Origin of the sequence: Pelagicoccus sp. SDUM812003 (genome assembly GCF_031127815.1) — a bacterium.
Classification (GTDB): Bacteria; Verrucomicrobiota; Verrucomicrobiia; order Opitutales; family Opitutaceae; genus Pelagicoccus.
Map to the genome: position 1 here is coordinate 1 of NZ_JARXHY010000010.1, position 12,365 is coordinate 12,365.

Annotated in this window: 5 protein-coding genes; 1 reads left to right on the forward strand and 4 read right to left on the reverse strand. The window is 58.7% G+C overall.

The genetic code is table 11. The features are described from left to right. Positions 1 to 198: 198 nt before the first annotated feature. Entirely contained in the window at positions 199 to 6,045 is a 5,847-nt protein-coding gene (locus tag QEH54_RS14035; RefSeq protein ID WP_309019323.1) for a S8 family serine peptidase, read from the reverse strand. A 361-nt stretch (positions 6,046 to 6,406) separates the two neighbouring features. Here QEH54_RS14035 and QEH54_RS14040 point away from each other — a divergent pair, with 361 nt between their 5' ends. Next, positions 6,407 to 8,914, forward strand: a complete 2,508-nt coding sequence (locus QEH54_RS14040) for a flagellin (protein ID WP_309019324.1) — start codon at positions 6,407 to 6,409, stop codon at positions 8,912 to 8,914. Positions 8,915 to 8,980: 66 nt separating this feature from the next. Here the strand turns inward: QEH54_RS14040 and QEH54_RS14045 are convergent, their stop codons facing one another. The 3 genes from QEH54_RS14045 to QEH54_RS14055 form a co-directional block, all read right to left on the reverse strand. After that, positions 8,981 to 10,315, reverse strand: a complete 1,335-nt coding sequence (locus tag QEH54_RS14045; protein ID WP_309019325.1) for an NAD(P)/FAD-dependent oxidoreductase — start codon at positions 10,313 to 10,315, stop codon at positions 8,981 to 8,983. Positions 10,316 to 10,579: 264 nt separating this feature from the next. After that, on the reverse strand, positions 10,580 to 11,575 hold the full coding sequence (locus tag QEH54_RS14050; protein WP_309019326.1) for a hypothetical protein: 996 nt from the start codon (positions 11,573 to 11,575) through the stop codon (positions 10,580 to 10,582). A gap of 133 nt (positions 11,576 to 11,708) precedes the next feature. Then, positions 11,709 to 12,308: a chalcone isomerase family protein gene (locus QEH54_RS14055; protein WP_309019327.1), complete on the reverse strand. Its 600-nt coding sequence runs from the start codon at positions 12,306 to 12,308 to the stop codon at positions 11,709 to 11,711. Between the last annotated feature and the right edge of the window lie 57 nt (positions 12,309 to 12,365).

Consider the following 12,365-nt stretch of genomic DNA (forward strand, 5'->3'; position numbering starts at 1 on the left):
CGTCTACCCGCACCATTTTTTATAACGCAGTCCAAACGGTCTACGTTTTTTTGTGTCCGAACGCTTTCATGGGAATCGAACCAAGGTTCGATGGCTGGGTTCGCCTTACCAGCGGAGGCCTCGCGCTTGCTTTCTACGAGCGCGTATCGACTGCCTCGCTTCCTCTTGCCTATGCCTGTTCGAACTACGAGGCAACGCTCACAGCGAGGTGGCGCCATTCGAGTATTGCTCGCCATCTCGAAGGACGAACACCTTGAAGCGGTAGAAGAGACCGTCCGGGGGCTCGATCCCATGCTCTCGCAAATCCAAGTCCGCCCTCAACTCTCTGTAGCGCGGATCTTCTCCCGCGATGGCATCCAATTCTTCCGGCTCGAGCACCGACCAATTGCGCAGGTCTCTGCTGAGCTCCAGCAACACCCTGACTTCGTCGCTGAGCGCTTCACGATAGCGAATGGAGAGCGCGGTCTTTTCGCTATTCGTCCATTCAAACCGAGGAGGCGTCTCGTGCGTGAAAGGATCCAGCCCGAGGGCGTATTCCACGATGTTCGAGAGCCCGTCACCATCGGGGTCGGAGCTGCGATCCACCTTGCCCTGCAGGGCGCTCGCCGCCTGGTCGTTCCACCCCCTCAACCAGTTTTCAAACCGGTTGAAGTCGGCAAAGGCGAACTCCAGACGGTCGATCGATGGGCGTTTCTCATACCAATCTTTCGGAGTCCTCTGAGGAGCGTAAGCGATGGATAGGATGCCATTTTCGGCGAAACGAGAGACGTCGTACCAACGGTCGAGCTCATCGTCGAATCGGGCCGAGGCATACGAAACATACGCTTCCTCCTCCAAGTGAATCTCCAGAACGCTCACTTCGCCGTTTTCCACCTCGCCCGCTCGCAGCGAACTGTCTCCCGCGAAACTCTCGGAGTAATCGATCTCCCACAGCCGGTGGCCATAGGTGGTGATCTTCAAACCGGGCTGGCCGATAGCGCTCGCGAGATCCTCGACAAAGCTCACCTCCCCTATCGAGCTCACGGCGGTATCCGAGTCCGTGGAGAACACGACATCGTAGCTCCCCAAGTCCTTCGCTGAAACGTTTTCCAACCTCAATTTGGAATCGCTAGCGCCCTCGATGGCGACTCCATCTTTCCGCCACTGATAAGTCACCTCCTCAACGCAGGTCACCTTGACCAGCAACTCGACGGTCGCTCCGGGATAGGTTGCATGGTGATAGGGCGACTCCAAGATCTCGATACGTCCGTCCGGCTCTACAGCATCGAGCCAAACCGTAAAGTTCGCTCGATCAGGGTTATGCACCTCCACTTCAAGATCAGATAGAAACTCGATCGTCTGCCAATCCTCCCCGAGCACCAACTGTTCAGGACTCGCCTTATGGCCAGACACCTTCGCGACAAGCCCCGCATGTTCGGAATCCACTCGAATCCTGCAGCGATGGGCAAAATCCTCGTATGGCTCCCCATCGTCAATCCGCAGCGAGACCCACTCGCGCTCTTGGCCCAAGCTTGAATGGAGCGTCAAGGAGCTTCCTCCTTTGACGCTGATCGAATCATCCCCCGCTAGACTCATGCTCGTAGAGAATCCGTAGATCGGAAAGTCGAGCAGGGCATCCACCCCTCCGAAGAGGTAGGGAACCGAAACCGTATCCGATTCATAATTCGTTCCATCCGTATCCGTTATTCGGATATAGAACTGACCTTGATGATTCTCCACTTCGATGTTTCTATGAAGATCCGCGAAGGACGCCTCCACATCTGCCTTGATAGGAGCGTCTCTGCCGACCCTGAACCAATTCACCTCCGCACCCGGAGCGGAAGTGAAGGTCGCCCGATAGTTTCTCGAAGCTTCCCGCTCGTCCGCAATGGGCTGCATCAGAAAGCGGGTTCGCTCCCCGACGTCGATCGACTGGATCCGATCGATGTACCTCCACTTGTCCAGTCCACTCCGCTTCAGGGAAATGCGAATCCGGTGCGAGCCCTCGCCTACAGTCACGTATCCTCGCGTCTTCCATTCCCATTCCAAGTCGCTATCGTCCCAGATCCGCATCGTTTCAGCAGCGCCATCAACCTGTACCGCCCAGATCGAACGCACGAATGGCTGTTCGGTATCCAAAACAACGGACGCAGGACCCGTCAGGTCGAACTCGAGCCACAAAGGAGCCTCATCGTAATGCTGGCCGCCTAGGCCTAGGATCGATCCGTGAGCATCCGTTTCGACCAGCCACCCCGGACTCATTTCAAGATTGCCCACCTGCCAGCCAGGGAAAAGCTCAGCCGCGTCCATCAGAGTGAACACTTGCGAACGCGTCTCTCCGTATTCAGATCGAGCGACTAGATAGAAATCGTCCGTACTCGGCATTTGGATACCTTGCAAAGCAAGATCGTAGCTCGTTTCGCCAACCATAGGCTCCTCGTTTCGGTACCATTGATACTCGAGGTTTCCCTTGCCGATAGCAGGGCAACTCAGATGGGCTGTTTCTTCCGCAACCAAGGCGGTCCAGATCGCCTGATTATGGAAGGCCGGAGCATCGGTTCTCTCCAGGAGATCCAGCCATGCGCGCCCGCCGTCTGAATACGGCTCCTGACTGCCGGCGAACTCCCAAGCGACCAGGTGATCGCCTTCGGGCACGTGGATCGTCTGCCTGACCCAAGCGCCAGTCTCCTTCAGCTGGGCGACCATTCGCTTGCGCTCGTCTTTTTCGATAGTGCAGGAAAAAACGGGCCCGTCACGCTCGCGCTTCCACCAGAACGAGTAATTCGCGGGTCCGGACAAGGTCGTCGAAGCCGTAGGACTCAAGAAGCCCGACGACACGCTTAGATCGAACTCGAGCGCGTCCACTCCGTCCTTCGACTCATCCGCTTGTCCGAAAACGTCCGGATGGTAGTTAATATCCCAGGACAGTCCATCGAAGTCCATGACCTCCGTTTCATCCAAACCAACAAAAACGGATACCGGTTCGCTTCTCGCGACGCCATACAGGTTTCGCGCCTCGAGTTGATAGAGCCCGGAGTCACTCTGGGTCATTTCAGCAATCTTCAGCAGGCGCTCTTCGCGCCCCTTCAAGGGAACGCCATCCCGATACCATTGATATCGTATCGGTTCGGATCCTGCTTCTAGGCTGAAACTCAGCTGAAACCCGAATCCAGCCTGGACCACCCGCTCGGCCTGCTCTTCCCCCATAGCTAGCAATGGAGGTTGTCCTCTCTGGCTGACGGCTACGGAGTAGGTCAACCAGTCATCTCCAAAGGGATTCGAAACCTGCACCTGGTAGTCGCCACCGTGCGGCTCTCTGACGAAGCCTATCGACAGCGTCGGCCCCGTCTGCTCCGGCAGTTCGCGCCCCTGGAGGAACCACTTGTACGATAGAGGAGGACTGCCCACGTGTGGCGGCGCAATCAGCACCGAGTCGCCATACGCCACCTTGATGGTTCTCTCCTCTTCGGAAACCTCCTCGAAGCGGGCAGGCGTCTCGCTGGTCAGCACTTTGAGAAAATACCGCCTGCTCTTCTCCGTTCCGTTTTCATCGCTGACGACAAAGCGATAGATGCCTTCGTCTTCTGGCTCGATCGAATGGAAATAGAGGTTGGCTCCCTGCTCGCCCTCTATCGGCAGCCCGTCCTTTTCCCAAGACAGAGCGACCTCGCGCTCAGAGTTCGCTTGGTATCTCCCTCCGAAAGAGGCCCATTCGAATGGGCGTTGTTCAAATCGTCCGCGAATCGCCACCGCGGTCGGCGGTTCGCTCCCCAACTCGTAGGTTCTCAAACGATCGAAGGCGATGGACTCGAGCCCGTTTCCCTCCTCCGAACTTTGAGATGCGACTATCCTGATCTGGTATCGCTTCGCTTCCGGAAGCGTCAAGGAATAGCTTCTCCAGGCCCCGTCATGGGAGATCCAAGGCGTTTCTCCGTCGAGCTCCACCGACAGCTCGCGAAACCGCTGCCAATAGTAGCCTTGCCGACTGTCGAAACGCAGCGTTTTCGGTCCCTCGACCACCAGCCCCAAGGTGTATCGCTTGCCCAGTTCGAAATCAGACGAAGCCACATGCGAGCCGCCTTCGCTCAATCCATCCGTTTCGACGGTCCAGAAGTTCTCCTCGAACTCGACCACGCTCACCCCCACCGCATCCATGGCCTCCGTCAAAACCGAGCTTACGAATCCGACCTCCAGTCGGAAACTGACCTCCGAGCTCGCCTCGTCGTTCGTCGCCACCAAGCGGTATTCGCCCTCCTGCCCCGCCTCGACCGATTCGATTCTAAGGCGCCGATCGGTTTGGCCAACCAAAAGCTCCTGCTCGTGATACCATTGATAGCTCATTTCGGAATCGCTCTCGAACTCGGCCTCGAACTCAGCGTCCTCCCCTTCGAAAACGGCAGCCCTTCGAGCCCCGGTGGATACAAGTCGAGGCCGCCGCAATGCGTCCTCTAGGAGCAAAGCCGCATGGAGATTCAAAGCTCCCTTGAATCGTGCCTCCTCCTCCAAATGGTCGAAGCGACGCGCCGAAAGCTCCAATCGGATCACCCAATCGACGTAGGTTTCCTCTGGATACGTCTGAGCAAGTAGAGCCAAGGCTCCGGAGACCAGGGGCACAGCCATGGAGGTGCCATCAGAATACGCGTAATCGGAATCTCTGCCATTGTAGGTAGAGAAGATTCCCTCTCCCGGAGCGAACACTTCCACCGTATCCGCTCCATAGTTGCTAAAGGGAGCAATGTAGCCGCTCGCATCGAGGGCCCCTACCGAAACGACGTTATCGAGCGGATACGCGGCGGGATACACCTTTCGATTTCGATCTCCGTCGTTACCCGCGGCGGCCGCCACTACGATGCCTCTTCCCTTCGCCCGTATCAACGCATCCTGCTGCAGCTTGGAATCGTCAGGACCGCCGAAGCTGGCGTTGATCACCGAGACGTTCCGATCGATCGCGTAGTCGACCCCTTCCACCAGGTTTTCGATCGTGCCCAGTCCTTCTTCGTTCAGCATTTTGATGGCGATGATATTCGTCGCCCATACGACGCCGGAGATCCCTAACCCGTTGTTGCCGGACGCTCCAAGAACACCCGCCACGTGGGTCCCGTGACCATTGTCATCGAGCGGGGGTTCATTCGGATCGATCGCATTCCAACCGTATCTATCATCCAAATACCCGTTTCCGTCATCATCAACGCCATTTCCGTCCACCTCTCCGGGATTCAGCAAAATGTTATCCCGCAGGTCCTCATGCGTTATCCGAATGCCTGTATCCAAAATACCGATCAGCACGTCCTCAGCATCACGAGCGAGCTCCCATGCTTCAGGAGCGTCGATATCTCCTTCAGGAAACGCATTGTTATTCAGTCCCCACTGGTCCCCTCTCGCAAACGCTGGGTCGTTTGGTTCGACTACCGAAGCGGCTACAAGAAAATTCGGCTCGACCAGCAAGCCTTCCACCTGCTCGGAAAGCAGCTCCGCCTGAGCGAAGAGCTCCAAACTCCTCTCCAATCCTACGCTTTCGGATTCCAGAACAGCAAAACCGCCCTTTGCTGAATAGCGCAGCACTCTCGTCCCGAGCTCGCGCGCAAGCCATTGCATATCCAATCCATGCTCAGTCTTGACGAGCAGCTGGTTCGCGACCTTTGCCGATGAGATGCGATTCGAAAGCTCGCCGCCCGCCCCGTCCAGCTGGACCAGGCTTTCCAGTACGACTGCCGAATCAAGGCTGTCCACCCAAACCAGATCCGCCACGCGCCGGCTCGCCGGCTCACCTTCGCTTTCCCGCTCGACTCGATCCAGAAGCGGGAAGCGTCGCCACGATTCCCGATTCCAGTCTAGAGATACCGGGCGAAGCTCATCGAGAGGAACCGCTTCACTCGACTCCTCCAGCTCCGACGCCTCCTCCGACCCCGACCCCAACAGCCGCTCAGCGACCCGTGATTCCGCGATCGATTGCTTTCGCTCCATGTCCGATTCCAGACCGGATCCGAACCGCTGATACGACCAGAAAACGCCCATCAGAACGGCGACGAGGAACAAGCGCTTTCGCATGGGGAGGAGCTGAAACATTATGTCAGTCTCCTTTCGCCAAGCCTAGGTGTAAAGCCGATACTAGATTCCAGCCACTGCCTAGATAAGACTATCAGCCCACCGGCGCTCCCTACGGATTCCACTCAAACAGATCGCTCGAGAGATTCCCCCTCATGCCCGCCCTTCGCGACATCGGCCTCCACTCGCTACTCCCCATGCACCAGCCGCTTATAAGCTGTTCGTATACCTGGAACAACCCCAGCTAAAACCGTTTCGATAGCCTCAAGAACCTAGGTAGATTTCCGATCACCCCTAGTATAACCAACTCACGGAGCGGCCTCTCCATTCGATCAGGCCCGAAGCGACAAGGACGTCGCAGGCGCATCAACAAGGAAGTCCAATGTCAGTAGTAATCAACTTCAATGGCGCAGCCTCGGCTGCGGCAAACAACCTTCGGCGTAGCAACGCGATGCTGCGCAACAGCCTCAATCGGCTTTCGAGCGGATCTAAGATCGTATCTCCGGCGGACGACGCTGGCGGGCTCGCCGTTTCCATGAAGATGGAAGCGGCCATCAAGCGATACGCGGCGACCAATCAGTCCATCGCCAACGCCAAGTCCTACCTGCAAACGCAAGACGGAGCCCTCGGGACTGCCGCGGCCATGCTCGAGCGCATAAACGAGCTCGCCGTGCTGAGCGAAGACCCGACCAAGAACGCCTCCGATCGGGAGAGCTACAATACCGAGTTCAAGCAGATCCGAGACGCCTTGAAGGAGATCGAGGACTCCACCTTCAACGGAATCCCGCTTTTCCGACAAGATTCGCTTTTCGTCAAAACCCTGGGCGCCTCATCGCAATCCGACATCGAACTGGAGGGGATCGAGCTGAGAGAAATCAACCCGCCGCCCTTCGAGCTCATCGAAGACACCTTCTCCAGTTCCGCCAACTGGACCAACGTCAGCGAATACGAACGGACGGCCAACATCGACGGCCGCATGGAGCTCGACGGCACCCGATCAAGAGCCCAGTCCATCATCGCTCCCCCCGTCAAAGGGGCCTTCGAGATGAGCTTCGATTTCAAGCTCGATTCGACCAGCAGCCCGATTTCGGTCTCCTTCGACGGTGACTCCGGCAGCGAGCTGTTCAGTTACTCCTCCAACACCGCGAACAACTCAGCTCGCATCGTCTTCGACGGAAACGAAACCGCTGAGGTCTACCTGAACGGGGAGCCTAGCCCATCCATCGTCAACACCGGTCTGACGAGACGCTCGGGAAACCTCTACATCGAGCAAGCCGCCGGCGGAAAGGCTACCTTCGACAACCTTCAGGTCACCAGCGTGCCCTACTTCTCCACGTTCAGCGACACCTTCGACGACCCCAGCCCCTGGACGGACACCAGCGCGGGCGGCTCAGCCTCGGTCTCCAGCGGAACGCTCAACCTGGACAGCGCGTCCGGCGACGCTTCCTCGGTGAGAACCGGACCGCTGCAGGGCGACATGACCATAGACTTCGACTTCCAGATGGGTTCAACCGACAAGGAGCTGAAAGCCTTCCTGGGTGGCGAGGAGGTCTTTGCGTTCTCCGGCGACACCGCCGCCAACTCCGCTCGCATCGTCTATCGAGAATCGACCAATACCGCCGCTGTCTACCTGAACGGCAGCTCATCCGCTAGCCAATACTCCTTCAACCTCCCCTACGAACTCGGTCCGCTCAGCTTTCAGCAGGAAACCGGCGGAGGAACGACCACCGTCGACAACCTGAGCGTCACCAACGACGCCGCAACGCCTTTCGCCGACATAAATCGGGACTTCTCGGAATCCGAAAACTGGACGGATCAAAGCGTGCTGCCTAACGCGGAGGTCTCGGATGGGGAGCTGAAGCTCGACCCATCGATCGCCATCGCCAGATCCGACTTCAGCCTGTCTGGAGCCTTCGAGCTGGATTTCGACTTCAAGCTGGCCGACACCCATAGCCCACTGCGGGTCAGGCTGGGAAATGCCCCCGGCGAGGAGCTCTTCTCCTTCGACAGCGACACCAGCAACCACTCGGCGAAAGTCGTCTTCGACGGAGTCAGCGCCGCGAACGTCTACCTCGACGGCTCGCCCACTCCCACCGCCACGCTCACCGGTCTCACCAGCAACTCCGGAAGCCTTTCCTTCGAGCATTCCACCGGCGGCACCACCACCCAGATCGACAACGTGAACATTGTATCCACAGAAGGAACACCTTTGTTTACGACCATCACCGAGTCGTTTGACTCACCCTCCACAGTGAGCACCGGCGCCGTCACACCAAACGTATCCGTGAGCGCTGGACAACTGAGGCTCAACAGCAAACCGAGCGCGGCGGAGCTCACGCCTACCGTTAGCGGCGCATTTCACATGGAGTTCGACCATCAGAACGGGAGCGACGAAGCGAAGCTCGACGCGACGATCGGAAGCTCCAGCAACCGCGTGTACAGCTACCGCAACGACACGGACCTGCAAGAGGTCGAGCTCGAGCTCAGCCAGAGCAGCACGCCTTCAAAGGTGCGCTTCACCCACGCGTCAGGGGCCGGTCAAACCACCGTGGACAATCTGCTCATAGTGGCCCGTTCGAACTACGAGGCCGTAGCGACCGCGGACGATCTCAGTATCCTTTCCATCGATACCATAAAAGGAGCTCTGGAAGAAATCGCGACCTACCGAGCGCAAAACGGGGCCCAGCAGAGCCGGCTGGATTTCACTGCGAACCAGATCTCAGCCAATGTAGAAAACCTGAACTCCGCCAACAGCCGCATCGTCGATGTCGACATAGCGGAGGAATCCACACGGCTCGCCAGAGCGAACATCCTAGCCCAAGCCGGGGCGTCGATGCTGCAGCAAGCCAACGCCGCTTCGCAGATCGCCCTGAAGATCCTCGCAGCCTAAAGCGCGGCGCCCGACGTATCCATTTTCCGGAAACACAGCCAATCCCCCCGCTGAGGGCAAGATGCGTCAGTGCACGGTTTCGCCGCGGCCTTCCATCATCGCTTCCTCCTCCAGGCGCTCCTTTTGGGCGCGCCAGATGATGCGGGCCCCGGGCTTGAAGCGCACGTAGGCGTAGAACCATCGCAGCAGCACCAGCATGCGGTTGCGCATACCGACGAGCAGTACGAGGTGAACGGCGAGCCAGAGGAACCACGCGGAAAAACCGGCGAATTCCCGGCCTTTGATTTCCGCCACCGCCCGGCTTCGACCGATGGTGGCCATGTTGCCCTTGTCCTTGTATGCGAAGGCTGGCCGCTCCCCTTCTCCGGGTTGAGATTTCTGCTCAGCGGACGCGATCTCCCGGTTGATGATCTTGGCCACGTGCTGGGCCATCTGAGTCGCCGCGGGGGCCACGCCGGGTACCAGCGTTCCATTGGCATCCTTGAGCGAGACGATGTCTCCGATGGCGAACACGTTTCGATGGCCGGGCAGGCTGCAGTCGGGCTCCACTTCGAGACGACCGCCCTTGCCCTTGGGCACGTCGAGCTTCTGGGTGATCTTGTTGGCCGAAACGCCGGCCGTCCAAATGATGTTTTCCGCCTCGAGCTCGCGATCCTCGAGCACCACGCAGCGATCGCGAATGTCCTCCACCTTCTTGCCGGTGATGACCTCCACCCCCAACTCCTCGAGCTGCTTCCTGGCCTTGGCGGAAAGCCCCTCGGAGTAGGACGGCAATACGCGGTCCACCGCGTCGATCAGCGTGATCTTCGCCTCCCGCGTGTCGATGTTGCGGAAGTCTCTCTGAAAATAGCGCTTGGCGAGGTCGGCGAGCGTGCCCGCCATCTCCACGCCAGTCGGTCCGCCGCCGATCACCACGCTGTTGAGAAGACGTCGGCGCTCGCGCGAATTGCCCGGCAAGTTCTCGGCCACCTCGTAGGCTCCGAGCACCTCGTTTCGGATGCGGTGAGCGTCGGCGAGCGTTTTCAAACCGGTCGCGTACTTCGCCCAATGGTCGTTGCCGAAGTAGTTGGTTTCCCCCCCGAGAGCCACGACCAGATAGTCGTAGCCGATTCGGTTGCGCGGAGTGACGACCTGCTTTCGCTCCAGATCGAAATCCAACACCTCCTCCATCAGCACCTCCACGTTCTGGTCCTTGGAAAAAATCGAGCGCAGCGGCTCCGCAATATCAGGAGCGGCTAAGCTTGCCGTGGCCACCTGATACAACAGCGGCTGAAACAGGTGGTGGTTGCGCTTGTCGATCAGCGTCACTCGAGCCCGCGAGGTGTCGATCCTGCGGACCAGTTCCAGACCGCCGAAGCCGCCTCCGAGCACTACGATGTTTGGTTTCGAATACTTCGTCATGATACCTCCCGTTAGACTCTACGCTCGAGAGCCGGCCCTGACTCTGCCGAATCCGCGCCAGACTTGAGCCCGATAGAAGGCGCATCTCGCAAGTCACTCCGTTAGATAAACTAACAAATCTCCGACCGAGCTATCAAATCCCGGACAGGTTGACGGCTGTGCAAAGCCCACGACCCAAACGAAAGCAACGCTGCAGAATGCAGCGTTGCCGGAAAGCCTGACCGCTAGCGCGGAGGCGAAAATTTCAGGCTCCAAGGCCGCGACTCAACTACGACAGCAAGCGTCCCCTCCCTCGCATCCGTCGCAGGGACCTTCGGAGCACCCGCCGCAGCAGGATTCGCGAATCACTCGAGCTCGCTCGAAGGTCGCGATCCTGGTTTCCGAGAGCTCGAATCGATAGGTTCGAGCGGCTTCCACCACAATGCGCTCGCTCTCGAAATCGATTCTCATGGGCACGGTCCGGGTATCGGTCACGTCGATATAGCTCGCGGCTTCCAAAGGCTCGATGGTCATCTCGCCCACCGCCTCCGGCAGCCGAACCCGCAGACCCGTGTGGATGGTCTTGAGCGAACGCAAGGAGCCATCCTCCGCAAACTGCACCGAGTTCTGATCCGCGTTCATGCCCAGCATCTCCTCGTCGTAGGCCTTGATCAAGCCGATGGGCGTGGCGAGCTCGATGGGCCGCGCCGGCTCCACGGAGCGCAGAGCCCCACTTTCGAACAGCGAAAAACCCGTGCGAGCGTCCATGGCTCCAGCAGGAGTGTCGATGGTGATGCGCTGGCCCGGCCACAAGGTCACGCTCTTGAGAGCCCCGCTGCGATAGAACGCCAGGCTGATGATCTTGGCCCTGAATTTTCCGACCGGCAAATCGAAGTCCAGAGTCTCCGCCAAAGCCCCCTCCTGCTGCTCCGACCAATAGCCGTCGATCTGGCCGTTGAGCGGAAACAGACGGTTGATCGACCCATCGTCGTAGAAGGTGACCAGCTCCGCCTTGAAGGTGCCGAGCGGGGTCGCCAGCGGCATGGCTTCCTGCAAAGCGGCGCTCTTGATCGCCCCATTGCGATAGAAGTCCAGCGAGCTGCGATACTTCTTCTGCCGCTGCCCCAGCTCCGCAGCCCGGTACTGAGGAATCAGTTCGCCCGCCGCCGACTGAATCCGATTTTCCTTGTTGAGAATGCACGACTTCAATGAACCGTCCCCATAGGCCATAAAATTCGCGATCCCCGACAGCGTGCCAAAACTCGTTTCTAAGGTTTCCATAATGCCAGCGGCATTTGCATAAAGCGGACCGGGGCGGGCGAAGCGTCACTTTTGAACGCAACTATGAGAGCAGGCTACTGCAGGGTAGCGCCAAAACTAATACAAAAGTGTATTTTATTTGCCGATTTTGGGGTTAGCCCTGAGAGGCTTCGCTAAGCCGCTCCGGCAGGAGAGCGTTTTTGATCGCCTGGCACTCCTCGCGTTCGCCAAGCCAGATGCGCGTGTAGAACTCGCCGAAGCCGGGCTGGCTGATAGCGATCAGCTCCTTCCCGTTGAAGGACAGCGTCAGCCGCTCGTCTGGGATGATGTCCAAGCGGTAGCGGTCGCCCTTGCTCACGTCGAGGTAGCTTGCGTTGATCCGATCCAGGGACTCCGCGAAGCGCGCCATCTCCTGCTCGCTGGCTTCCTTCGCCAGGGCTTTGTTTCCTTCCGCCACCAGCTGCTCCGCTGAAAAACCGCGATAGTAGTCGAAACGCAAGGCATAGGGTCGACCGTCGAAGCGAGCCTGCGCCGCGTCATCGGTTTCCCAATACAGCGAAATGCTGAACAGCTTGATGAAACCGAGGAAACGGTAGGTGTAGCGACCGCTGAGAGCCTGATCCTGCCCGCTTCCTTCCCCGGCCAACAAAGCCCCGAAACCGATAACGAACAGCAGCCCGAGCACGCCCCAAGGGCGCCTGGCTCGCGCGGCCGGCCGCATGGTGAGAATCGTTTCCGTCGGTTTCTGTTTCATCGCTAGACCCTCCCATCGGCATCGCATACCGCAGGGCTTGGAGAGCTAACGATGCTT